This is a genomic window from Fluviicola taffensis DSM 16823 (genome assembly GCF_000194605.1).
Classification (GTDB): Bacteria; Bacteroidota; Bacteroidia; order Flavobacteriales_D; family Crocinitomicaceae; genus Fluviicola; species Fluviicola taffensis.
Genome location: NC_015321.1, coordinates 3,965,427 through 3,990,612, shown reverse-complemented (window position 1 = coordinate 3,990,612; position 25,186 = coordinate 3,965,427). Strand labels below are relative to the sequence as shown.

Genomic DNA, 25,186 nt, shown 5'->3' with positions numbered 1-25,186 from the left:
AAAATAAAACTTGATTTTCTTAAATATAACAAGATTATCAGATTAAGGTTCTTAATTAAATTTAAAACAAGAAAATCGAACTCCTCATTTCAGGGACAAATGCATCGTAATTTCATCGTGATAGCGATTATTTTGCTTAAACATATTAGGCATTCGGCCATTCTCTACAAACCCCAATTTCTTATAAAGTGCTATGCCAGCTTCATTCTCCGCATAAACTTGTAAAAATAAGAGTTCCAATTCTGAATGATTTCTTGCCCAATCAATAGCGGATTGAAGAATAATCGTTCCCAAACCACAATTTTGCCATTCTAAATGCATTCCCATTCCAAAAACAGCGGTATGTCGCATAATTTGGCGTTGGTTTCCGTCTAAGTTTATATTTGCAATGATCTGTCCTTCAAATTCAGCAACTAAGAATAAGGAATTACTGCGATCCACATAGTTTTTCAAGATTAACTCTTCTTCAGGCAAAGTTGGATTAAATTCTCCTTCAACTAGCGGAACGAATTCTGAATCGTACACAAATCCATGAACAAATTCAATGATTTTAGTGGCATCAGCAATTTCAACAGCTCGAATCAAAACAATTCGTCCATCTTTCAATGTCTTGTGTATTGGAAGAAATTTCATTTCAATCTTTTATTTGGAGAATTATCTACTTAAAATAGAAAGTCCACCTTAGAAATCTAAAGTGGACTTTCATCTAATATTAGATTCTAAATTATTTAACCAGTCTAAGCGAATTGCATTTACCCTGTGACATTTGGAAAACACCTTCCCAAATTAAACTGTCTACCTGATTGTAAACCTTGTATGAATGTGTTTTATTTTCTCTTTTGAACATTCCTGGATCAACAAAAACAAAATTTCCTGAACCACATCCTGGATCCTTTATAAAGTGATCAGATGCATCAACGGTATTTAATAAATTACCGTCTACATACATACTAATCTCAGTAATTCCATATGCAACTAAATCATCTGCAGTGTCTTCATCGTACCAAAAAGATTGAGTTCCAGAAAACTTTTCTTTTGTACAAGACATCGCAGAAATCACACAAAAAGACAGGATAATTAGTTTTTTCATAGTTCAAAAGTTTATGCAAATTAAATAAAAAGTCGGCAGAAACACTATTTTTTCTTGATTATTTCCGTTTTTAACACCGCATTTTTAATCAAATAATCACCTAAAAAATATGCGCCAAATGCTGTTGAGACATGCCATAGCCAATGTGTTCCCCAGGGCATAAATGATACATAGAGCTTTTCATCTAAAAATCGAAATAGAAGTGCAAGGACAAAGAACAATAGTGCAACGAGAAATTTAGTGGCATTTTGAAACGCCGTACGTCTCAAAAACAAATAACATGGGAGCAATAACATCCATCCACGGAAAAAGTAACTAGCTGAAATCCGATCTTGACCTTCTAAAAAAAATCCTGAAAGAATCGTTAACCCCCCAAAAATCAATAAAATCCAAACTAAATAAATTTTTTGAGGAAGAACCTTGAGCCACATCCAAATACTAATTCCTAGTACCAACACAATAATTGGAAGTGCATCCATCAACAATAACAAGTAAGAAGCTCTGAATGCATGAAAAAAAGTACTTCCCAATCCTCCTAAAACGAGCAAAGGACAACAAAACCAAATGATAAACTTGTATTCAGAGTAGTGTCCCCGAAGTTGCCATAGAAAAATCAATGCCGGAACTAAAAATGTAAGCGAAGACCATGCATTCCAAGGTTCTACAATGAGTAGTGAAAGATCTTTCGTCTCTCTATAAATAGGACCGTTGTCGATAATCTGAAGTGTTTCTGAAAGTAAATCCATTATAAAAAGTAATTCTTGGAATAAATTTAAGATGAAAATTGGGCGATTTCACTTAAAAAAGATAGTTTAACGCCATAAAACTAGCTTTTGACAGACTTTTAGCATGAAAAATAATTCAGCCTTCTTTACGCTTGTTTGTTTTGGGATTATTCTTATCTCCATGTTTCTTCCGTTTTATGAAGGATTTAGACCACAAATGAATTTTTCAAAAGACTCTTTTTTCATTGTAGAAATCTATCAATCAACCGAATTCAGAGCGCGAATGATTGTATTCAATGGTTTTGGCTCTTTGTTTGCTCTTACAAATTTGGGATTAGCTGTTTTATTAGTATTTGCTCGCTTTTACTTTCCGAAATCTTTCGCAACGGCTATTTCCACCGCTTTCATATTTGGAGTTTCATTAGTAGCATTGATTTATGGTACTTCAGAAGGACATGGGTATCCGCTACCAGATTCAATGTTGTTAGGGTTTTATTTACTACTCATCGCCCAAGTAGTCTTGATTACTCAATCTTTTACGAAAGCGATTAGTGCTCCCCCAAAAGAAAAAAGGGCAAACTTAGATTCCGACATATTGGATTTTTAAGTTCTTCTCGATTACTTTGATTTATATTATCCCAAATTTTGCCTCTATCTCTGAGCATTCCTTATTTTTACATGCATTAAAGTAAGGTATGGAGTACACAAAAAGCTGGAGTAGAATAACACGATCTGAATGGATATTCACCTTATTTCTGGTCGCTTTTTGCACGTTGTTTGCTTTTGTCGAATGGAACAACGGTCGCTTATGGACAAGTGATTTTCAGGTCTATTACGAAGCTACACGTGATTTCTTTGCAGGAAACAATCCGTATCAACACAATTACGGACTTGATACCGGGTTCTTCAAGTACACACCATTTACCTTATACTTATTTGCTCCTCAAACCGCAGTTTCATTTGGAGTAGGTCAGTGTATTCACCTTATTTTACTGGCATTTTCATTGATTTATTCCTTCTTGAATATCCGTACATTGTTGGAGAGATTTCCCGTTATGGGAAGTCGAAAAATTCCATCTGGAATGCTGTATTTGGCTTTTGCTTGCGTAGCGATTCATATCACGCGGGAACTTCACTTGGGGAATGTCAATTTGTTGCTATTACTTTTCTTTAATCTTGGTTTAAAGGCAGTGCTTCAGAAAAAAAACCTTCCAGTTGCTATTTGGTGGAGTTTGATGGTTGTTTTGAAACCCATTATGATCTTCGTCTTATTGCCACTCGTATTCACAAAACAATGGAAATCTATCGCACTCATGGCTGGATTTGGAATCTTATTTTTCCTTTTCCCAGCAATTCATGTTGGATTTAAAGCGAATTGGACTCTTTGGCAAGACTGGTTCAAAGCAATTTCTGCTCATGGGGAATACTTAACAAGTAATAATTCAATTGCAACTTTGGTGAAAATTCATACTGGATTCTCAGCAGCTTGGATTACTCCGTTGATTTGTCTATTGACACTCATTTTACTTTTAATAAACGATGTATTCCGATTCAAAAAGTCGGAAACAGAAGTTCTCTTTGTTTGGACTGCAATTTTCTCTGCATTCATCCCGAATTTTTTCACCACAGATACAGAACACTTTTTGCTATCGTTGCCCTTAATTTGGTTACTTTTTGCGGCACTTCTAAATCACGGAAAATGGTTCCATTGGATTGGATTTGGTTTGGGGATGCTGTTGTTTTCATTCAATTCCCCTGAATTATTGGGAGACTTCTCCGATTTTGTTTCAGACAATGGCCTGCTTGGAATAGGGAATTGCGTATTTATCATTACTTTTTTAACTATTCCAAGAAACAGACAGCCTGTAATTGGTAGCGAAACAGGAATATAACGAATTAGAAAATCATGACATTTGAAAAAGAATTCAAAGAAGCTTTATTGAATTTACCTGTCAAGGAGAAAGATAAGTTGTTTCTACGTTTATTGAAACGAGACATTTCACTCGCCAAAAAACTTTATTTTGAATTGGTAAGCACGCAAACTGCTGAAGAACTTCGTGAGGAATTAGAAGTAGTGATTGTGAATCGTTTAGAAAGAATTTCGAGTTATTCAAAATCAATCGGCGAACTCCAGATGCAAATTCGTTATCTGAGCGGAGCAATCACTTCACATGTGAAAACAACAAATGATAAGCTTGGAGAAATTAGCTTAAATTTATTATTGCTCAATAATTCGATCGAAAAAAAAGGCGCAATCATTCGAAATTTAAACGATAAAAAGACATTGAAGTTTATCAGTTATCTGATTACGAAAATTTTCAAAACATTGATTCTCATTCAAGGAACCCATGAAGATTATCGCGCAGATTTCAGATCCGATTTGGAAAAGTTGGGAGAATTAATCGAAGCCCATGAAATTTTAAAAAATGCTGCTGTGCAATACAAACTAGATTTAGAGTGGCTCCTTTCAGGAGAGATCCCAGACGATATTAAACAGCGTCAGAAGGCTGGAATGAAGAGCTAGGAAGATTTTTCACATTCTTTAACAATCAAATAATTGTACATGCTGTAACAAATCGAGAGTGAGTTGGTCTTACGGGAAACCAATTCAATCTTCGTATTATGAAAGCAACAATCTTAGTTATCACACTCTTCTTAACCACTTTTACATCCGCATTTGCTGGGCATGGCGACAATAGTTTAGATCGTATTATACACCGTAAAATTTCTTATCCAGAATCACTTCGAGAAAAAGGAGTTGAAGCAAGTGTTTACGTTAAAGTGCGAATTCTAGCAGAGAATAAATTGGAAATCCTTCAAATAGCTTCAGATTCTGAGGAAATGAAAGCAATAATCGAAAAACAAGTGCAGCAGATCAAGATTAAAGTACCCCAAAGTTTGGTCGGAAACACGTTCAACTACACATTCAAATTTCAGGTTCAGAAGTAAACTGAAGGCATTCTAACCATCAAATCAAGAAAACGGTGAAAGCCGTTTTTTTTGTTTTAGATTTTTCGGAAATTAAAAGAAGTAAAATAGTAACCAATTCAAGGATTTCGTAGAGTACGCTTTACAGAAGATTTTTCTTCCTTCGTAAGCTGATAGCTTTCCATTAACTTTCCAAATTCTGACTCCGAAAAATAAGGATTGAACCCTTTCTTGTATAAAAGCTCAAATAGTTGACGTGATTCCAGTCGAATCATTTTGGCTTCATCGGAACTATAATTCTTTTTAAAGTCACGCTCAGTGATTCGAATAGCCTCCAATTCCTCCATGTAACCCATAAAATCCTTTTTGGAAATGCTGGAGATATGTTTCAATTTCAACGCAGCCTGGTATTCCTTTTCCGTCAGCATGATACTCCGAAAACGATGAATACTATCTTTGTAAGATTCAAATATCAATTGCTCTATAGTCGTAAAATTGGGATAATCCAGCACATTCCGTTTGGAATCCACGGAATACAACTTACCGGTTTTGCTCCATATCACTTTCCGGGTAGTAGAGGTAGAGTTAATCCCGTCATATAACTGATAAAGTGAATCCTTTTGAAATACGATCTTCATCTCGTCGCGATAGCTCAAAGCATTCAGCCTGGTAAGTGAAGTTCTAACAACTGTAATATTACCGGATTCGCTTACGTCCAGGTATTCTAAAGAACCCGCATTAGCAGTGCCCAGATAATAATACCGACCGGGTTTAAGTTTTTTAAGGTAGCGGATCGCAAACAATTCCTTTGAATAAGAAGTATCGATCTCACCATCGGGACGAGTGATGTATGTTGTTCCGTAATAATCTGTAAATGCTCCTTTTTGAATCACATCATTGATCGAATCATTTGAACTACTTACTTTTTTAGGTATATAATTCACACTCGTAATCCGGTAAAAAACCTGCTTATTTCGAAGGTAGTCATAAGTCAAACGGATTTTTTTATTCATTCCATATTCATCCTCTGAAAACACCTCTTTTTTTGATTTGAACAATTCATTGCCAGATTCATCAAACCGGAAATGATAATAATCACCAGCCTCAGCAGCAGTGATGGAATCTTTCAGTTTTCCATTTGGGTAATATTCCAATCGGTAAGAAGGGAAAGTTTTCGCACGAAGGAAGCCATTTTTTTCGTAAATAATCACTTCTTTCGGACGATCGAAAGTCAGGTATTCGAAATCCTGTGTTCGATAAACTACATCATCCATCAATAAAAGCTGGATATTGCCAACCGTATATTCCGCCAATTGAGCGTTTTTTAAGCTGCAGACCCCATGAAAAAGAGTATCTATTACGGAACCCTTGCTCAAAAGAAAATACCAGCGGTGAATTTCAGGAGCCTTATTGGATTTTAAAAAAATAGTGTCAAATTTTCCTATCCATTGATCCTGTTTAAAGGGGAAAAGCTCCTTGTACAGAAATACATGCTCTTTTTTAGCGCCGGCAAAAAAAGGTCCTGCTTTAAACTCTTCCTCACCCATACTATTAGTCCTGGTTTCATAACCTGTTTGAATATCATTGGTATAATACCTCTTCAGCGTTAGCACTCCGAAATAGTTGATTACTTCGCCATCCAGAAGACCATTTTTATAATTCCGGATCGTTTCTATTTTTCCGTTTGCATCAAATTCTTTATACACTCCCTCGAACACTTTCTTTTTATGAAAACCAGAAGCAATAATACGATTTCCCAAGTATTTGACATAAGTACCATCCGAGATATAAACTTCTCGCTCTTCTTCCTTTGTTTCTATTACTTCAGTTCTTGGCGCTTCAATCACTTCGTATTCCACCTGAGCGAAAAGAGGAAGGGAGGCAAAGAAGAATATAAAGTGAAGGAGAAAGGATGTTTTTTTCATAGGTCTAAAGATAATTACTTTGCAGAAAGGTTAAGTTACACTTGTTTTTCAATGCCAAAATTTCTTCTTCCAAGAAAACCAATTATATTTACTTCCAAATTTAATTTTCATCCTATGAAACTACATGTAGCTACTTTTTTAATCCTCGCAGTAAGCTTGTTTTCTTGTAAAAAGAAAGAAATGACCCAAGGTGGAAGTTCAGGTTTGGCATACCGTTCCAGTTATGAATATCCACATGAGATTAGACCTGTAGTTTTTATGGACCGAATAGTCTTGGAAGGAGCTGATCCTTACATTGAAATGATGGGTCAGGTAGCGAAGTCTGCCAATGAAACAACTGACGACGGAAAACCAGTTAAATTTAATGAAATTCAAATTTCTAATATCAAAGCAAGTACAGCTGTTGTAAATATTGTAACGCAAGGATCGTTTATGCAAGATCATTTAACGAATTCAAAAATTGTGTTTAAAGACATGAATACGGAAACAACGATTGCGACATTCAGTAACTGTAGTAGTACTAAAATCACTTACACTATTTCCACTGAAGATTTGACTCAAGTCTTCAAGAATGTTTCTGCAGGATCATTTTACATTGACTTTGATTTCGACAGCAATTCAGTTCCCGATAATATTAAAGTTTATTACGATATGTTCTTTAATTACGATTATACCATGAAGCAGTATAAGAAATAATTACGAATATTTATCCATCTAATTAATTGATATTCAGTATTTTTAAGATAATGAAAAGTATGTTTATTGTCTTGATTTTAATGATTCTCTTATCCTTTTTCTTAAGAATCGTTTGTGCTTGTGATTTGTTTTTTGGTACAAACATACTTTCTGGATTGGGGATTGAAAATGTTCCAGAAGGAAGTCTGCAACAAGCTGTATTCATGTATGGACCAAGCGTATTAAATATACTCGTGATTAGTATCTATTACTGGATTTTCCGAAAAGATAAAATTCGGTACAAATCAAATTTATTTGTCTTTTTTCTTTTTCTAGCGTCTCTCGATTTGATGTTAAGCATTTTTCTGTTCTTAATGAGTGATTTTTCGGTCGGGTTCTGATATTTCGATATTTACCTGACATGATCCCGTTTGCAATTTGAAAATCTAATACTTACATTCGGATCCTAAATTGTTGCCGACACATGAAACTATTCATTCATTTATTCCTAATCACAATTCTTTTCACACTTACGAATTGCGAAAACAGTTCTCAAGACACTAATTCCAGTAATCAGATCGAAAAAAAATCTCCAGCGTCTGAAATAGAAAAAAGTCCTGAAGAACTAAGAGCAGAATTGAAAGCATCTGAAGAAAATTCCCCCTTAGAATATCTGTCATGTGAAGATGTGAAAATGAGTGAGCAAACAATCCAAACAAGAAGCGAGGGACTTTTTCGAGATGCGGAATATGAACCTGATGGGGCAATTTTTACTGGAAACATACATAATAAGGCTACATTAGGACAGTTTAAAGACGCGAAAATAAAAATCCTTTTTTACTCCAGAACGAATTCACTGATTGAAGAAAAAACGTATACCATTTACGAATACCTAGAGCCCAATTCATCCATTAGCTTTTCTTTCAAAATTGAATCATACCCTCAAGCTTATTCAACTTTTCAGGTTCAGTTAATTAGTGCGAAGGTGGCAGAATAAGAGCCTTGGAGAGACTAATCTTATCGATTTTTTTTAATGTGAAAATTATTAATCTATATTTTGTTTTTTCCATTTTAAGAATTTAATAAAAGTAAACATGAAAAAATCAATAATGGCAGTAGTAGTTTTCCTAACTACAATCAGTTTTTCAGACCGATAAGATCAGAATACAAAAAACAGCTCTATTACTTAGTAATAATAAAAAAATCATGAAGGAAATCGACATCAATCCTTGGTTGCAGATTATCCATACTAAAATGAAAGCTATGCATACTGGGAATTCCAGTATCCGCGAATACGGATCGACCAATCATGCCGAGTTTTTGGCAGTAGTCACTGAATTCTTTTTCGAAAGTCCGGAAAAAATGAAACTGGAACACCCGGAGCTTTATCAAAAGCTGGATGAGTTTTACAATCCAAAAAGAAGATCGAAAAATCCGCCGAAAGATCCGCGAGAGGTGAAATCGGCTTTGATGAATTGAGAAAATTCTGGCAGGAGAGGAGACACTGTTTTATTTCATTTCAAAAGGGCGAAAAAGTTTTATTGTTTCCTTATATTTCCAACTCCATTCAGAAACATGGGATTAGAATCCCTATCAAATACATAAGATGATGCTAAAACCAACGATAACCTTCATTCTTCTACTGAGCGCTATGTTTTTCACTTCGTGTGATTCGAATTTCTTTCATGTTCAAATTCAGAACAATAGTTCAGACACTCTTCATGTAAATTACATCTTATTGGAACATGATGATAGTCTTCGTTTTGATGGTGGCCCTGGTGTTGGACCCACCGGTCATGGTCGATTTGAGGAAAAATATGACAGCATAACTAAAGTGCATTCTTTTGTGATTGCCCCGGGCAGACTATGTTATCTTGTCAATACAATGAACGAAGATCTTGATCGGATTTCTGATTTCGTATTGTTTAAGCGTTTGGAAATCATTAAAGGATCTGACACTGTTATCTTGGCTAAAAATAGAGGGACTTCCGCAATTTTCACAAAGATCGTAGAAAGTCATAAAGTAAATTGGACTTTAGTTGTTGATTAAAATGTCCTGTCATGGATTTGCGATAGGTTGACAGTGCAGCTGTTCTTCCAAAAATAAGCTCAGAAGCTACATTGAACGATATTGAAAGCACCTGCTTCAAAGTTTTATTGTTCCCAATTACCTCCATATAAATATTACTTCTGAAGCAGAATCATCCTTGTTATTCGGCAGATTAATCAGCAGCACAGAAGAACAAAAGCGCTCTTTTTTTTGTTAAAACAAACCTATCACTTGTTTCGTACGAAAAATTTCCTACCTTTGAAAAATGAAAGCAAATAACTCTGGAAATAATTCGCAATCGGAACCGACAAAATCAGAATTGGAGATTTTGCAGGTTCTTTGGAAAAACGGTCCTTCAACTGTTCGTTTCGTAAATGATTATCTGAACGAACAGAAACGTGCCGTACAATATACTTCCACATTGAAGCTCATGCAAATCATGACTGAGAAAGAAATGTTATTGCGGGACGCATCGAGTATGAAGCACATTTACAGCCCAGCAATCGAAGAAAATCAGACGAAAACTGTTTTATTGGACAAGTTCATCGATACAATGTTCAACGGTTCAAGTACCAACCTCATGATGCAGTTGTTAGGCAACAAAAAAACTTCACCGGAAGAATTGGATGCAATTCGCGCTATGTTGGACCAACTGGACAAGAAATAAAAACCTTTTAAACTCGATACTATGAATTTTTTAGTGAACGACTCAATTATCAAAGCAGTCAGCTGGACAATCATCCATTCGCTTTGGCTGGGACTCGCAGCGGCCTTACTGGCAGGACTTACACTTTTGCTTACAAAAAAAGCAACGTCGGCAATACGGTACAATTTGCTCGCAGGATTGAGTATTGTATTTTTAGTGACAATCGGTTTCATTTTCTACAATGAATTCGAAACGCAAACATTCGTTTTACAAGCGGATAAATTGGTGAAAAGTAATTTTAAAACAGAACATCTTGTTTCATTTTCTGGAGCAGTAACCACTGAAGAGGCGAGTACTCCTCTTTCACTAATCTCCACATTCATAAGTAAGTTTGGTTCATGGATCGTTTTCAGTTGGTTTGTCGTTTTCATGTTCAAATGCATCCGAATGACGGGCGATTTACGGCAAGTTTACCGTGCACGAAATTATCAAACGATTGCTCCACCAGAAATGTGGCGGAAACGCGTATCAGAACTTCAAGTTTCACTCCGCATCAAACGCAATGTTCAATTATTGGAATCCAAATTAGTGACGATTCCATCGGTAACAGGATTTTTCAAACCAGTTGTTCTGGTACCAGTCGGATTATTGAACAATATCCCCCAAGACCAGGTAGAGGCTATTTTGCTGCACGAGCTTGCACACATTCGTCGGAGTGATTATGCCGTTAACCTCATGCAAACATTCATTGAAATCTTATTTTTCTTTAATCCTGGTATTTTGTGGATTTCCTCCTTGTTGAAAGACGAACGTGAAAATTGCTGCGATGATTTAGCAATCAGTGTGACAAACAATAAAAAGGAATTTGTAAATGCCCTGATTTCCTTCCAGGAATACAACATGAATACACAGCGGTTCGCCCTGCAATTCGGTGATCAGAAAATGAAGCTAGCAGACCGCGCAAAACGGATTCTTTTCAACAGTAACAAGATGCTCAGCGTTCGGGAAAAGTACTTTCTGTCGGCTTGTGTCGCGATGAGTGTGGTTCTATTTCTAGTTGTTTTGAACGTGAATTCTTCATCTGCACAAGAAATTAAATTGCCTGCATCGGATGCCCTGAGTAACGAAAAATACAATCCGAAGGATATTCCAGAAGGAACTGCAATCCGGTATGTGGATGAGGCAAAAAACAAGAAATCATACGTATACATTTTTAAGAAAGATGGGGTTCTGTATCAGATTCCGGAGAATCTGGAAAATTTGAAGGTCGACGGTGAACTGATTACCAGAAAAAACCGTGAGAAGTACCTTCCTCAAATCAAGCAGTTGATTAACGGGTATGAAGCCGCCATTGCTTCTTCAGAAATTGATGGATATACAGCTGGTGATTATCCAGAAGTTGATCTCACAGAAGAGCAACGCATCATTGATGAAGCATCCAAAATCATAAACTCACACTCGGCAATCATTGACAAGCATTCAGCAGTTATTGATAAACATGTAGCAGTTATTGACAAGCAGGTGAAGATACTCGAAGCCGAAACTCAAAAAAAAGACGGGAAGATTAACTGGAAAAAACACGATGACGCACAGCGCCGTATCGAAGAAGAACAGGCTAAGATTCAGGTGGAATCAGATAAAATCGATATCGAAGCACGAAAAATTGACGAGCAGTCACGCAAAATCGATGAACAATCGCGCAAGATTGATGCAAAATTGAAACAGCAGGAAAAAGAGATGAGATTAGCTCCTGACAAAGACATCACCCAAATTGTTATCGATGATCTAAAAAAAGCAGGTTACAAGGGCGAAATTCACTCCTTCGAATTGAATGAGAAAATCTTAATAATTAACGGAAAAACACAATCTGAATCACTTTTCAGAGAAGTGAAAAAACACATCAAACCGGGCATGCGCATCTTACACAACATTGATGTGCATTAAAGAATGTCTTAAGTACAGTTTAGACATCAGTTAGTTAAAGATGAAGTAAAGTAGATCGCTAGCGCGAACACCTTACTTGTAAACAAAGCTCCGATCGTAACATGTCGGAGCTTTGTTGTTATATCGAAAAACAGTCAGTAAACTACTACTCACAAATCTTCTTCAATTCATCCAAGGCTTTCGGCCAGGTCTCGTCGAAATAGGAAGCGTACTCATCCACCGTATCTACTTCAGCTGTTACACGCGTTCCGTTGGCAGTAGCCTCAAACCGATAATTTTCATGAGCTCCTTTCCAACTGTCTACTTTTTCACCTTCCGTTATTTCTACGCCGTTTTCCATAATTCCACAGTGCTCGATGGACACATATTTTCCCGGATCATTTTCTGCAATTCGGGCAACCATTCCTCCCTTGCTGCCATCTTCAGATATCCCGATGAACAAGATCTTGTCGCCAGTGTTCCAGCCACCTTCCCAGGTAGAAGTAGGGTTAAAAGTGGCACACCATTGCTCGTAAGTACGCTTGTCACTGAGACCGAGCATTAAATCGTAAACGCGTTCAGGGGAAGCTGATATTTCTTGGGTATAACTGAGTTTTTTCATGTAGAATTCGTTGTTAATGATCTAAGATAAGGAAGTTTTGTGTTGGAAACAAGATGGGGAAGAGAAAGAAAATTAAAAAAAATGTTTGGATCAACTTACTACCAAAACGTACCCACTAAAAGTCACGCGGGCTTAAAATTCTTAAAAAATAGAATAGGGGAGTTCTTCTATCTAAAAAGTGGAAAACCTCTTATTTTATGATTGAAATTTCAACACGTCGATTCTTTTTTCGACCTTCTTCCGTTTCATTCGAATCTAACGGGATTTCATCTCCTTTTCCTTCAATGACGATCTTGTTTTTGTTTATTCCTTTTGCAACCAGGTATTGTTTGATGGCATTTGCCCTTTCTAATGAAAGCATCTTGTTATCTCCCTTATTTCCAACATTATCTGTATGGCCAGTTACCAAAAGTGTCTGGTTCGGATACTTTTCAACGTGGCGAATAAAATTCTCCAGTTCGGGGTATTCATTGGGTAATAGAATGGATTTTCCAGATTCAAATTGAAGGTTATGCAAAACATATACATCTCCTACTGTTAAATTTATTGATGTATCAACAGTGTTTGCTTTTTCATGAATACTATCTTGAACAGGTGGCTTTTTGTTCTCTTCCAAACCAATAAAAATGTCGTCAACATAATAATGAGCATATTTGAAAGCACCGTTAATTTCCCCATGTATCTCGCCCTTATCTTTATACACAAAAGAACCAAAAGTCATGAACTTCTCTGTACCATTTGCAGTGTAAGTGGTGGAAAGCTCTATCCAATCTTTTTTGTGGCTGAAATCACCCGTAAATTTTATTTCAGGCGCAACCTGTAAATTTTCATTTTCAGGAATCGAAAATGAGCCCTTAGAAAATAAGATGTTAAATTCACTTACAGTGCTTAACCATCCTTTATCAGCACAGCTGATATACAATTTAACAGTATACTTTTCTCCCTTTATTAAGGAAGACTTTAATTCAGTTTGGAGGTATTCACGAAAATTTTTGGCAATGCATAATCCTACATATGCTTGTCCGGAATGTGGATTTTGTTCACCGAAGTGGTTCTTTTGTGTTCCTGCTTTTTTCGTAGAACATTGCTGATGATAGTATTCTCCCTTTCCAACATCATTTGGAATTACCCAAGAAATCATGCAGTCTTTGGCTTGCGCAACATCAGTGGGAAGTTTTTTGAATAATTCAAAGCCTGAGTTTGAAATTAAATTAGTTGTTTGAGCAAATATATAGTCAGAGCTGAAAAAAGAAAGCAAAGTCAAAATGAGTAGATAGGATTTGGATTTATTCATCGTTTTTCAGGTGTAATGTTTATCAAAGTTAACCTTTTAGTCGATAATCTAATTTGTCTCGTACTGTTACAATAGCTGGGGTATTTTGCTATGAATTGTTACTATTGAAAATTAATGAATTGTAAGTGATAGTATCAATGAACGCTATCAATTCGAAAAAGCCATGGAAACTGGAACACAACGAACACTCTTTTTAAGAGTTATCTTATTGACCTTTATGTTACTTGTTGTTTTTCAAAACGGATATACGTGTAGCGGGTACAAAGTCACTATTGGGAATAAAACCCTGTTTGGCAGCAACGAAGATGCATGGAGGGTAACTCCACATATTTGGTTTGAAAATGCAAGAGGAAAAGGTGAGTATGGAGCAGCATTTACGGGCTCACGATATGACGGAGAAAACGGGTATGCGCCACAATCTGGAATGAATGAAATGGGAGTTGTTTTTGAAAGACTTTCTTCACACCACCCACAGTCTAAAGGTTTTCCAAATAGAAAAGCGATAACCAATCCGACAAAATACTTAAAAGACATCCTTCACTCTTGCAAAACAGTAGAAGAAGTTCAGAAATACATCAGCAAATATGACCACAGCTATTTCATTGAAGATATCTTTATCTACGTGGATAAATCTGGTAAATACCTTATTGTGGAACCTTACACCTTGACCATTGGAAACGACCCAACATACGTCATCTCCAATTTTTGTCCTTCGATAACATCAAAAAAAGATGCAAATCAGTTGGAAAGATACAGAAATGGAGTTTCCTTTTTGAAAAATAACATTGACACTACGCTTGAATTTTGTAAGGCTTTATCAGATACCATGCACGTATGTCGAGAAAAGATCGGCGACGGAACATTGCTGACTTCCATTTGGGATTTGAATAAGGGAACAGTGAACCTGTATTTCTATCACCAATACAAAACTACCGTTCAATTCAACTTAAAAGAAGAATTGGGCAAAGGAGATCATCTAATTGCTATTGAACCTTTGTTTCCTTCGAACAGTGAATTCGAAAAATTGCGCAACTACAAAACCCCTAAAAACAGTGCGTTAATCGCTGTGTTCTTAATTGCTTCCGCAGGCTTATTTTTATTCTCCTCCATCTACTTTCTAATCATGTATTTCAGAAGAAAACAGAATGGTAAACATCAGTACATCCACCTATTGATGTTCATTCTAGGGCTAATCCTGTTCTGTTATATGGTTGTGCTATGTGTTGGTAGTGTTAATCGTTTTTATTTTCCAGCGCCATACAAAGACCCAGCAAGTGTTTTTGTCAGTTTAACCGCGTACATTCCTTCTCTGCTATTAGTTCTAATTGTACCATTTTGGGTCGTTAATAGGAGGCTTTTCAAAGAGCAGCATTGGAATCTATTTTCCAGATGGTTATTCACATTAAACAATCTTGTTTATACTATTCTAATCGGGCTTTTTGTTTATTGGGGATTTTATGATGATTAGTCAATTCCACATTTTAAAATAACCAAATTCCACAATTTAAATTAACCACCACACACAAGAAAGAAGAAAATCTTCGAAGATTATTTCAAAAACCAAAATGTCGTATAATTAATATTATGTTAAATAGCTTAACGATCCTCATTTGACATTTATTGTGCAAGTCCTTTATTTCTTTTGAATACTCTTCTACAACTTCGTCTTTTATTCCCCTCATATCTCTTCTCTCTGAGAATCGTCTAGAATTTTTTATTTGGGAATTTGTGCGAATTATTCAATTCTACAGAATTCTATTTATTAGATAAACTGTCAAACAATCTCTCTCTGAGAATCGCTTAAAAAATGATCACTTGAGAATCTATCAGATCCATTGAAAATTTGGATCAAAATAAACTCGTGAGAATTGTCTAAAATCTAATCTTCGAACCATTGATCCAATGAAACCAATCCAGAAACCTCTAAAAAGTTATTCACGAGAATTGCTTAGAATCATTTTATTGAGAAATATTTCAGGATATGTCATTTATAAGTGTTGCAATCGATTAGAGTTTCCTTCTATGTGAGAACTAAACCTCGAAAGAATATTCGAAATAACAAATCCGATTTACAAAACGCTCAAAAATTGAGTGATTCACGAATTATGTTAAATAGAATAATTCTCCTCCTAACAACAAAGAATAATTGAGAACCTTACAAAAAAAACGACGATTAACAGCCTATTCCATTGATAAATCAATCAAAAAAAAGGAGTTTTTCATGAAACTTTTCCACTAAAACAGGAGTCTTACTTCCAAACCCAATTACTAAATACTATATATATGAAGAAAATTCTACTCGCGGTTTTGATCAGTTCGCCTGTTTTCACAATGAATGCGTCTGCACAATACCTTGATTCTACGTTTAATACCAACGGTTACCTCCCCTATCTTGGCAGCAATTCTAATAGTCAAGGAAATCTGGGATCTGGTCAGGCTTCTGCAATCCAGTCTGATGGGAAGATTGTTACCGTTCTTGGTAGAGATAACAATTCAAACGACCTGTTCATGTACATTTATCGCTATTTGTCGGATGGAATGCCTGATCCCGCTTTTGGAATTGGTGGCTCATCAAAAATCTTCTGCGGAACACGAAGCACCGGTTTTGATGTCGAAATCCAATCAGATCAAAAGATTGTATTAATTGGTGAATCAGAATATTGTACTAACGGAATCTGTGGCGCAAAACAATTCGTGATGATGCGTTTGAAAACAAATGGCGATTTAGACTCTACTTTCGGAACAAACGGCCATATTTTGACTTCTGATGTTTTCGGGAGCAATGGAACGTTTTCTATTCCCAAAAGCTTACATATTCTTCCAAATGGAAAGTTTATGGTTGGTGGACGTGGTCCGAGTGGAAAACCCGTAATTGTCCGTCTAAATTCGAATGGTTTTCCAGATAACACGTATGGAACAAATGGCGTTTTTAGCTTTTTGAATATTTCACGAGCACAATTTGTGAATATGGCAATCGGGGCGAACGGAGAAGCTTACGGATTGTTGATTACCGACACTTGGAATCAAACAGCAATGTCTTACGATTCTGCTAATTACACAGACAATGCGGTGTTTAAACTCACTCCAACCGGAACACTTGACCAAAGTTTTGGAATAAACGGCATTTTTGAATTCGGGACAGATAATACTGATACCCCACTTTCTATTGTATTAGCCAGCTCAGGGAAATTATTGGTTGCAGGTTATAACATGCCTGTAAACAATTATTACGTTTATTCATACGGTCGAGCAAACAGAGGATTTGTGGCTTTTGTCAATGCAAATGGAACGTTGGACATGAGTATTCCAAACGGATTCTCGAACTTCGATTTTGTGCAAGACAGTGCGACGTTCTTTAATAAAATCATCGAAAAAAGTCCGAATGAATTTTTAATCTGTGGTTTTACTACGGATTATGTTAGCGGAAACTTCCAAAACAAAGGATTGATTGTCAGTATGAATGCGCAGGGGCAGTTAAATACTGCATTCAACGGAAACGGCTACATGATTTTCGATCATGGAATGGTAGGAACTTCTGGTTGGAATGGGAAATTGGCCAATTTCATGGACGTAGACATTACAACTAATAACAAGATTTTATTGACAGGATATCGAAATCCAACTGCCGGAGCAACAAAAGGAAGTATTTATATACTACAGCTGACTTACGGACCTACGAGCAATTTAGCTGTCGAGGAACTTTCCAATGAAGCTGATTTTTCAGCTTATCCGAATCCAGTGAGCAATGGTCGTTTTATGGTTGCGATGGAGCAAACTGCAAGCATGCAATTGGTAGCCTTGGATGGAAGAATCCTATATCAAGGTGAGGTTTCTGAAGGAATTTCACAAATCACCTTCGATTCGGACTACAAAGGAGTTGCCATATTGAAAGTAGAGACTAAAGAAGGAAAAGTGGGAACACGCAAGATGCTTTTTGAATAAGAATTAACTACAAATATCCTTTTTTAACCGCAGAGACGCGGAGAACGCCAAGTTTATTCAAATCCCCTTGCGCTCTTTGCTTCTTTGCGGTTATTTTTTTTGAAATATTCGTTACATGTTGTTAAATCAAAAAACCTGAATTTCCATTCCTCGAATACAACTGTATATTTGCATCAAAGTTTTTAATACATGTATTCCAAAGAAGAAGCAAAGCAACTCAAAGCCGATTTCTGGAACCAGTTTAAGGTTCATATGCAGAAAGTGCGCTCTTCCAATGGACGAAGAATGAACTGGTTGGCTTATCCTACTGAAGTGAAGGATATCTATGTTCGAGTGGATGTGGATGGAAAAGGCGCTCGTTTTACCTTCGATATCCAAGGGAAAGATGAAGGTGTGCGTGCAATCTTATGGGAACAACTTACGGAGTTGAAAATTGTCTTAGAAGAAGAAATGGGAACAGAAGGTGTTTGGATTGAAAATGCCAGTACTTCAGTTGTTTCCGACTTTAATCGGATTATTTGGGAACGAAGGGATTTGAATTTTTACAGGAAAGAAGATCATCCTGAAATAATAAACTTTTTATCTGAGCGTTTGATTCATTTTGATGCGTTTTACCAAGAATTTAAGGATATCTTGATAAATCTAGCATCGTAGCTAAAGTCTTTGTATTTTTGTCTTATGTTAAAACAAATTGCCTTTTTTACAAGCGTTTTAATTTCAGCGCTTTCAGTTCATGCACAAACGACCATTTTGGACGAGGATTTCCAACAAGGAATTCCAGCAAATTGGACAGTTATAAAAGCAGACTCTTACATTGAACAAAACTCACAATACGCTCCAGGATGGATTGCTATTCCTGATCCCAATAATTTATCAGATACCGTTGCAGCAGCTACTTCTTATTTTACAGTTGCAGGAAAAGCAAGTCGCTGGTTGATTTCTCCAGCAATTACGATCGGAACTTTTGGGAATTACTTAAAATGGAGAGCGAAATCGTTTGATCCTAGTTACCCAGATACGTATCAAGTACTTGTATCAAAAACGGATACGCAAATTGCTAGCTTTACAGATACTATTTCACGTGTGGAATTTGAATTGGAAGATTGGACAAATCATGAAGTGAATTTAACTGCACAAGGTTATGTGAACGTTGAAACTATTTACCTTGCTTTTAAAATCGAAACTACTGGCGGATTCAATTTGTTCTTAGACAGCATCAACTTCCGAAAAGATGATCCATTAACGGTGAATGAGCAATTCATACAAGCTGATGTGGCAATTTATCCAAATCCAACAACTGATTTGATTTCGTTTTCTACAAGTGCCGTATTGGATGAAATTTCAATTTATAACACCGCTGGAAATTTGATTTACACACAAGCATCCGATTTACCCATTTCGATGCAAACCATGAATCAAGGACTTTACTTGGTTCGTATTCGAACAAACACAGGACAACTTATCACGAAACGAATTCAGAAAATATAAGGGTTTCATCTGAATTATCCATTCGCTAACAAACTGGTTATACTTTGAAGAAACTCACTGTTTTTAGCATTAAATCTTTCGGAGGTCCTTTCGTAGTGACTTTCTTTATTTCTATGGTAATGCTTATCATGCAATTTACCTGGGTTTATATTGATGATTTAATGGGAAAAGGCTTAGGTGTTGCAGTGATTATCGAATTGATGTTTTATGTTTCAGCTGGATTAATTCCACTTGCTTTGCCTCTCGCTATTTTGCTCAGTTCGATAATGACCTTAGGAAATTTGGCTGAAAACAACGAATTAACAGCTCTAAAATCATCTGGATTATCCTTGTTTCGAATTCTCAGACCATTAACACAAACTGTAATTGTCATTGCAACTGCTACATTTTTCTTCGCCAATTATGTCATTCCCGTAGCCAATTTGAAATGGCACACAATCATCTACGATATCCAAGAAACAAAGGTTGGGATGTTACTCACACCGGGTTCTTATACAAAGGAAATTGAAGGGTATGCAATTAAAATAAAATCAGGCAAAGACAATACATTTAAAGGAATTACAATCCATGATTATACGAATCCAAATGTGCTTAAAACAGTAAAAGCGGATTCTGGAATTGTTTATAAAGGAGATGATGGCAAATATCTATTGTTTCATTTAAGTAATGGAATTATCCACGAAGAATTGCAAGCTCAAGCTCCAGTTTTCACAGAACAAGGACAATCTTTTCATCCTGGGGGAGACTTTAGACCAAGTAGAACAACTCAATTCAAAGCTGCAACTTACAAAATGGAATTGGTTGGTTTCGATCTCAATAAATCGAAGGAAGAGCTTTTTAAAAATGATTATGAAATGCTGAATGTGTTTCAAATTAGCGCAGCAAAAGATTCCTTGCAAAGACGATTGGATAAGATGACGACTGATTTTGCAAAAGTCAGCATCAATAAACACCCCTTCAATCAGTCTATTGGGTATGAAAACTTACGAAAAGTTGCTCCTCAAAATCGAGATGAAACGAAACAAATCGAACAACTTCAAGCAATTCCTGAAAAAGTGATTAAGCTTTCAGATCTCACCAAAGAAGAACGAATTACCGCAATAAACAACGCATTGGTAAGTGCTCGGAGCAGTGAAAAAGAAGCCGTTGATCAAGAGGGAATGTTGGATATGTTGAATACGAATTATGATCTTTATCAAATTGAGTTTCACCGTAAATTTGCCCTTTCGGGAGCAATTATTGTGCTCTTTTTTGTTGGAGCTCCTCTAGGTGCCATTATCCGAAAAGGCGGATTTGGTGCACCTGTTGTCATTGCAGCGCTATTATTCATGGTGTACTTTGTATTGTTCAGTGTCGGACAAAATTTAGCCACTTCAAATGATAAAATACTTTCTCCGTTTTGGGGAATGTGGCTGCCAACAGCTGTGTTGATTCCTATTGCTGCTATTTTAATGATTGCTGCAGCGAATGATTTTGGCGTTTTTGACAAGAAATTGTGGCGGTATATTTTAACCTTTGGCAGAAGAAGATGAAAATTCTATACATCGCTCCAAAGCCACCTGCTCCAATTGTTGATGGAGGCTGTTTTGCCATGTTAGAATGCCTGAAGGGTTTGGCGCAATTTGCTGAAGTCGATGGAATCATTTTAGAAACACACAAACATCCTTACACGGAAGAATCGGCAAAAATCCTTCGCTCTTATTTAAAAAAGGAAACGATCATTCACTTGAAAACGGAGATTAATCCAACGGATGCAATCCTTCATTTTGTTCGTCGTAAGAATTATAACTTAGCCCGTTTTCAATCAGATAAACTCAAACACGAATTAAGTAAATCACTTGCTGAAGACTACGATTACATTGTTTGCGACAGTTTATTTGCCGCAGCACAATTGAATCAGTTCGATTTCAACGATCTTCCTCCAATCATCATTCGATCGCACAACATTGAATCCGAAATATGGAAACAGCAAGCCAATTCAGAAACATCGGTTTTGAAGCGGTTTTACTTGCGGAAATTAGAATCTACCTTGCGAAAAGAAGAACAAGAAATCCTCGAAAAGGCAGCTGTAATTTGGTCCATTTCAGAAGAAGATCAACAATGGATTGAAACCAATTTAAAGTATCGAAAAGCCATTCTTCTTCCAGTTTCTATTGCTCCTCCAACCTACTCTGCGGATTACACACAAAACGGATTCTTTCATCTCGGTTCCATGAATTGGAGACCAAATCAAGAGGCTGTATCGTTTTTAGTCGAAAAGGTATGGAAAAATGAAGCCATTTCGCAGTTCAATTTGCGAATTGCAGGATCGAAAAGTGAACAATATTCACATTTCAATACAGACTTCATCAAAGTAGTAGGTTGGGTAAATGATAGCAATTCATTCATGGCACAATCAGGCACACTGGTCTCTCCTATTCAATCTGGAAGTGGAATTCGAATAAAATTACTCGAAGCAATGGCGCTTGGCGTTCCTTGTATTACAACTAAATTAGGAGCTGCTGGAATTGACATAGAGCAATCCGGAATTCAGATAGCTGATTCACCAGAATCATTTATCAAACAAATCCTTCACTTTCACCAAAATCAAGATTTCCGACAAAAAGTTGGCGAACAATCGCGCAATTATATTTCAAAAGTTCATAGTTTTGAAACCTGTAACGCACTAATGAAAAGTACCTTTGGAATCTAAAGAAGATATCATATTCATCGTTTCAAGATTCCCTTATCCGCTTGAAAAAGGAGATAAACTAAGGGCTTTTTATCAATTGAAAGAGCTTTCTAAATCATTTCATGTAACGCTTATTTGCACAACAGATATTTCTGTTTCAGCAGAAAACTTAGCAATCGTCAATCAATTTTGTAAGCACGTTCATATTTTCAATCTCAAAAAATCGGGACTTCTCATACAACTCCTAGCTTCGCTTTTTGATTCGAAGCCTTTACAGGTGCATTATTTCTATCGGAAATCGATTCACAAACAAATTACGGCGATTATTGAGAAAACCAATCCGAAACACATTTACTGTCAGTTGATTCGGGTTACGGAATACGCGAAAAATCAGCACATCATTCCAAAAACACTCGATTACATGGATGCGCTTTCCAAAGGAATGGAGCGAAGAATCCAAACAGAATTCTGGTACAAAAAGTGGTTTTACAGATTAGAAAGCAAGCGACTAAAGCACTATGAACGACGCATTTTTGATTATTTCGAGCACAAAACAATCATTTCAGAACAAGACAGAAAACTGATCTATCACCCTGAAAATCAAAAAATAGAAGTTGTTCCAAATGGAATCGATCAGTCATTCTTCGAAACCTTGTCTGTAGTCAAGGATTACGATATCGTCTTCACAGGTAACTTTTCGTACGCTCCAAATATCGAAGCTGCTCTCTACTTAGCAGAAGAAATTCTACCACGCTTGAAGCAGAAAGGGATTTCGTGTAAACTGCTCCTTTCTGGCGCAAATCCAGTGAAACGAGTTTTAGATCTCCAATCGGAATCCATTACCGTTTCTGGCTGGGTAGACGATATTCGCATCAGTTATCAGCGTGCTCGATTATTCGTAGCGCCACTTTTCATTGGTACTGGACTGCAAAACAAATTGTTAGAAGCAATGGCGAGTGAACTTCCGTGTATCACGACTCCTTTAGCGAACAATGCTTTGGGTGGAATAAACAACGAAACAATTCTCTTAGCTGAAAACAGTGATTTATTCGTGGAAACTATCATAAAAGGATTAAATCCAGAAAACAGTTACTCCAATATCGCTAAGAATGGGAAAGAATACATTCAACAGCATTTTTCATGGGAAACACAGACTTCCCGATTGATTGAAATTATCCACTCAACTGTTAAATAATACTCAAAAATCAATTCATTTATTATCCAAGTTCCCTCATTTTCATAAATCGATTTTGCATTCCCACCCTTTGCCTTTAAAAATGTTAAATAGATTAGCGGTATTGCAGAATTCGAAGTAAATTTGTGGTACTTTATAAAATAGGTATGTCAGGAAAGTTAAATACAATCGAAGAAGCGATTGAAGATATAAAAGCGGGAAAAGTTATTATTGTTGTTGATGATGAAGATCGTGAAAATGAAGGAGATTTTATAGCCGCTGCTGAAATGGTTACTCCCGAAATGATCAATTTCATGGCCACTCATGGACGCGGATTAATCTGTACTCCCTTAACAGAATCAAGATGTAACGAATTGGAATTAAATCTAATGGTTACAAACAACACGGTACTTCACGAAACACAATTTACAGTTTCAGTTGATTTAATTGGACATGGTTGTACAACAGGTATTTCCGTATTCGACCGCGCTAAAACAATCAAAGCCTTGGTTTCAGAAGATACAAAACCAGAAGATTTAGGTCGTCCTGGACATATTTTCCCACTTCGCGCGAAGAAAGGCGGAGTTTTGCAACGCACAGGTCACACAGAAGCTGCAGTAGATTTGGCGCGAATGGCTGGATTTAAACCTGCTGGAATTTTAGTAGAGATTTTAAACGAAGATGGATCGATGTCACGTCTTCCAGAATTATTCGAAATCGCTAAGAAATTTGATTTAAAACTCATTTCTATTGCTGATTTGATTGCTTACCGCATGAAGCACGAATCATTGATTACGAGAGAAGTTGAGGTTGAAATGCCTACTGAACATGGAGATTTTAAATTAATTGCTTTCTCGGTGAATTCAAACGGACAAGAACACTTAGCCTTGGTTAAAGGAACTTGGGAGCCTAAAGAACCTGTATTGGTGCGCATGCACTCTTCTTGTTTGACAGGTGATATTTTTGGTTCTTGTCGTTGCGATTGCGGACCTCAATTACAACATTCCATGAAAATGATTCAAGAAGAAGGTAAAGGAGTAATCGTTTATTTGAATCAAGAAGGCCGTGGAATTGGTTTGTTGAACAAATTGAAAGCTTACAAATTACAAGAAGAAGGTTTCGATACTGTTGAAGCAAACTTGAAATTGGGCTTTCAAGCAGATGAAAGAGAATACGGAATCGGCGCTCAAATCTTACACGAATTAGGTGTTTCTAAAATGCGTTTGATGTCGAATAATCCTAAAAAACGTACTGGTTTAGTAGGATACGGATTGGAAATCATTGAAAATGTAGCCATTGAAGTTGGTCGCAATAAACACAATGAAAAATACTTGCAAACAAAAGTTGACAAGATGGGACATTCTCTAAAAATGGGTAAATAATGCTTGTTGCAAAGGGAATCCGAAAGAAATACGGTCAACTAGATGTATTGAAAGGGATTGATTTGGAAATTAAATCCGGAGAAATTGTTTCAATCGTTGGCTCTTCTGGAGCTGGGAAGACTACCCTACTCCAGATTCTTGGAACTTTGGACAAGCCTGATTCTGGAGAATTAACACTCAATGGAATTAATCCTTTCACGTTGAATTCCAGAGGATTGGCAGAATTCAGAAACCAGAAAATTGGATTTATTTTTCAATTCCATCAATTATTACCTGAATTCACCGCTTTGGAAAATGTATTGATGCCCGCTCTAATTGGTGGAAAAGCATTGAATGAATCCAAGGTCCGTGCGAAACATCTTCTACAAAAGCTTGGACTTCAGGATCGTGAAAATCATCAGCCCTCTGCCCTTTCGGGCGGAGAACAACAGCGCGTTGCAGTTGCAAGAGCTTTGATGAACGAACCAGATATCATTTTTGCAGATGAACCATCTGGGAACTTGGATTCAAAAAACGCCGCCGAATTGCATCAGTTGTTTTTTGACTTGCGCGACGAATTTGGACAAACATTTGTCATTGTGACCCACAACAATCAATTAGCTGAAATGGCTGATCGAATGATTGTGATGTCAGACGGATCATTGAAATAAC

At 36.6% G+C, this 25,186-nt stretch carries 25 protein-coding genes; 19 read left to right on the top strand and 6 right to left on the bottom strand.

All coding sequences use genetic code 11. The features are described from left to right. Positions 1–84: 84 nt before the first annotated feature. The 3 genes from FLUTA_RS17415 to FLUTA_RS17405 all read right to left on the bottom strand — a co-directional run bounded on the left by FLUTA_RS17415 (position 85) and on the right by FLUTA_RS17405 (position 1,836). Complete coding sequence (locus FLUTA_RS17415; protein WP_013688223.1) at positions 85–633, bottom strand: GNAT family N-acetyltransferase; 549 nt, start codon at positions 631–633, stop codon at positions 85–87. A gap of 91 nt (positions 634–724) precedes the next feature. Beyond that, entirely contained in the window at positions 725–1,090 is a 366-nt protein-coding gene (locus FLUTA_RS17410; RefSeq protein ID WP_013688222.1) for a hypothetical protein, read from the bottom strand. A gap of 44 nt (positions 1,091–1,134) precedes the next feature. Continuing rightward, positions 1,135–1,836 carry a ceramidase domain-containing protein gene (locus FLUTA_RS17405; protein ID WP_013688221.1) on the bottom strand — a complete coding sequence of 234 codons (702 nt, stop codon included), beginning with the start codon at positions 1,834–1,836 and terminating at the stop codon, positions 1,135–1,137. A gap of 103 nt (positions 1,837–1,939) precedes the next feature. Between FLUTA_RS17405 and FLUTA_RS17400 the strand changes: the two genes are divergently transcribed. The 4 genes from FLUTA_RS17400 to FLUTA_RS17385 all read left to right on the top strand — a co-directional run bounded on the left by FLUTA_RS17400 (position 1,940) and on the right by FLUTA_RS17385 (position 4,764). Beyond that, positions 1,940–2,422, top strand: coding sequence for a hypothetical protein (locus FLUTA_RS17400; RefSeq protein ID WP_013688220.1), 483 nt, complete (start codon positions 1,940–1,942; stop codon positions 2,420–2,422). Positions 2,423–2,510: 88 nt separating this feature from the next. Beyond that, positions 2,511–3,707 (top strand): glycosyltransferase family 87 protein, encoded by a 1,197-nt coding sequence (locus FLUTA_RS17395; RefSeq protein ID WP_013688219.1) that lies wholly within the window; start codon positions 2,511–2,513, stop codon positions 3,705–3,707. Between the two features lie 14 nt (positions 3,708–3,721). Then, a complete protein-coding gene (locus tag FLUTA_RS17390) occupies positions 3,722–4,339 on the top strand; it encodes a hypothetical protein (protein WP_013688218.1) in 618 nt (205 codons plus the stop codon). Between the two features lie 98 nt (positions 4,340–4,437). Beyond that, positions 4,438–4,764 (top strand): hypothetical protein, encoded by a 327-nt coding sequence (locus tag FLUTA_RS17385; RefSeq protein ID WP_013688217.1) that lies wholly within the window; start codon positions 4,438–4,440, stop codon positions 4,762–4,764. A gap of 98 nt (positions 4,765–4,862) precedes the next feature. Here the strand turns inward: FLUTA_RS17385 and FLUTA_RS17380 are convergent, their stop codons facing one another. Next, on the bottom strand, positions 4,863–6,668 hold the full coding sequence (locus FLUTA_RS17380) for a toxin-antitoxin system YwqK family antitoxin (RefSeq protein ID WP_013688216.1): 1,806 nt from the start codon (positions 6,666–6,668) through the stop codon (positions 4,863–4,865). 114 nt (positions 6,669–6,782) lie between these two features. Between FLUTA_RS17380 and FLUTA_RS17375 the strand changes: the two genes are divergently transcribed. The 6 genes from FLUTA_RS17375 (at position 6,783) to FLUTA_RS17345 (ending at position 11,983) form a co-directional block, all read left to right on the top strand. Then, complete coding sequence (locus FLUTA_RS17375; RefSeq protein ID WP_013688215.1) at positions 6,783–7,364, top strand: hypothetical protein; 582 nt, start codon at positions 6,783–6,785, stop codon at positions 7,362–7,364. 463 nt (positions 7,365–7,827) lie between these two features. Further along, positions 7,828–8,340: a hypothetical protein gene (locus FLUTA_RS17365; RefSeq protein WP_013688213.1), complete on the top strand. Its 513-nt coding sequence runs from the start codon at positions 7,828–7,830 to the stop codon at positions 8,338–8,340. 209 nt (positions 8,341–8,549) lie between these two features. Further along, positions 8,550–8,822 (top strand): zinc-dependent peptidase, encoded by a 273-nt coding sequence (locus tag FLUTA_RS17360; RefSeq protein WP_043023913.1) that lies wholly within the window; start codon positions 8,550–8,552, stop codon positions 8,820–8,822. Between the two features lie 127 nt (positions 8,823–8,949). Then, positions 8,950–9,393: a hypothetical protein gene (locus tag FLUTA_RS17355; RefSeq protein ID WP_148235465.1), complete on the top strand. Its 444-nt coding sequence runs from the start codon at positions 8,950–8,952 to the stop codon at positions 9,391–9,393. Between the two features lie 265 nt (positions 9,394–9,658). Then, complete coding sequence (locus FLUTA_RS17350) at positions 9,659–10,060, top strand: BlaI/MecI/CopY family transcriptional regulator (RefSeq protein WP_013688210.1); 402 nt, start codon at positions 9,659–9,661, stop codon at positions 10,058–10,060. Positions 10,061–10,081: 21 nt separating this feature from the next. Then, entirely contained in the window at positions 10,082–11,983 is a 1,902-nt protein-coding gene (locus FLUTA_RS17345) for a M56 family metallopeptidase (RefSeq protein ID WP_013688209.1), read from the top strand. 145 nt (positions 11,984–12,128) lie between these two features. On the opposite strand, the gene FLUTA_RS17340 is transcribed toward FLUTA_RS17345, so the two are convergent. Both FLUTA_RS17340 and FLUTA_RS17335 read right to left on the bottom strand, forming a co-directional pair. Further along, entirely contained in the window at positions 12,129–12,584 is a 456-nt protein-coding gene (locus tag FLUTA_RS17340; RefSeq protein ID WP_013688208.1) for an SRPBCC family protein, read from the bottom strand. A gap of 190 nt (positions 12,585–12,774) precedes the next feature. Further along, positions 12,775–13,878, bottom strand: a complete 1,104-nt coding sequence (locus FLUTA_RS17335) for an OmpA family protein (protein WP_013688207.1) — start codon at positions 13,876–13,878, stop codon at positions 12,775–12,777. A 163-nt stretch (positions 13,879–14,041) separates the two neighbouring features. Here FLUTA_RS17335 and FLUTA_RS17330 point away from each other — a divergent pair, with 163 nt between their 5' ends. From FLUTA_RS17330 to FLUTA_RS17290, 9 genes are all read left to right on the top strand, one after another. Next, entirely contained in the window at positions 14,042–15,346 is a 1,305-nt protein-coding gene (locus FLUTA_RS17330; protein ID WP_013688206.1) for a C45 family peptidase, read from the top strand. A gap of 815 nt (positions 15,347–16,161) precedes the next feature. Beyond that, the gene (locus tag FLUTA_RS17325; RefSeq protein WP_013688205.1) at positions 16,162–17,820 is read left to right on the top strand and encodes an NHL repeat-containing protein; all 1,659 of its coding nucleotides are present in this window, start codon (positions 16,162–16,164) and stop codon (positions 17,818–17,820) included. Positions 17,821–18,009: 189 nt separating this feature from the next. After that, positions 18,010–18,474 (top strand): DUF4268 domain-containing protein, encoded by a 465-nt coding sequence (locus tag FLUTA_RS17320; protein ID WP_013688204.1) that lies wholly within the window; start codon positions 18,010–18,012, stop codon positions 18,472–18,474. A gap of 24 nt (positions 18,475–18,498) precedes the next feature. Beyond that, entirely contained in the window at positions 18,499–19,308 is an 810-nt protein-coding gene (locus FLUTA_RS17315) for a T9SS-dependent choice-of-anchor J family protein (RefSeq protein WP_013688203.1), read from the top strand. A 44-nt stretch (positions 19,309–19,352) separates the two neighbouring features. After that, positions 19,353–20,840: an LptF/LptG family permease gene (locus FLUTA_RS17310; RefSeq protein ID WP_013688202.1), complete on the top strand. Its 1,488-nt coding sequence runs from the start codon at positions 19,353–19,355 to the stop codon at positions 20,838–20,840. Next, positions 20,837–22,000, top strand: coding sequence for a glycosyltransferase (locus FLUTA_RS17305; protein ID WP_013688201.1), 1,164 nt, complete (start codon positions 20,837–20,839; stop codon positions 21,998–22,000). Before FLUTA_RS17310 ends, FLUTA_RS17305 begins: the two co-directional genes overlap by 4 nt. Further along, positions 21,990–23,174, top strand: coding sequence for a glycosyltransferase (locus tag FLUTA_RS17300; protein WP_013688200.1), 1,185 nt, complete (start codon positions 21,990–21,992; stop codon positions 23,172–23,174). Before FLUTA_RS17305 ends, FLUTA_RS17300 begins: the two co-directional genes overlap by 11 nt. 146 nt (positions 23,175–23,320) lie before the next feature. Beyond that, on the top strand, positions 23,321–24,535 hold the full coding sequence (locus FLUTA_RS17295) for a bifunctional 3,4-dihydroxy-2-butanone-4-phosphate synthase/GTP cyclohydrolase II (RefSeq protein ID WP_013688199.1): 1,215 nt from the start codon (positions 23,321–23,323) through the stop codon (positions 24,533–24,535). Continuing rightward, positions 24,535–25,185 carry an ABC transporter ATP-binding protein gene (locus FLUTA_RS17290; protein ID WP_013688198.1) on the top strand — a complete coding sequence of 217 codons (651 nt, stop codon included), beginning with the start codon at positions 24,535–24,537 and terminating at the stop codon, positions 25,183–25,185. The genes FLUTA_RS17295 and FLUTA_RS17290 overlap by 1 nt, the downstream gene beginning before the upstream one ends. The last annotated feature ends 1 nt before the right edge of the window (position 25,186 follow it).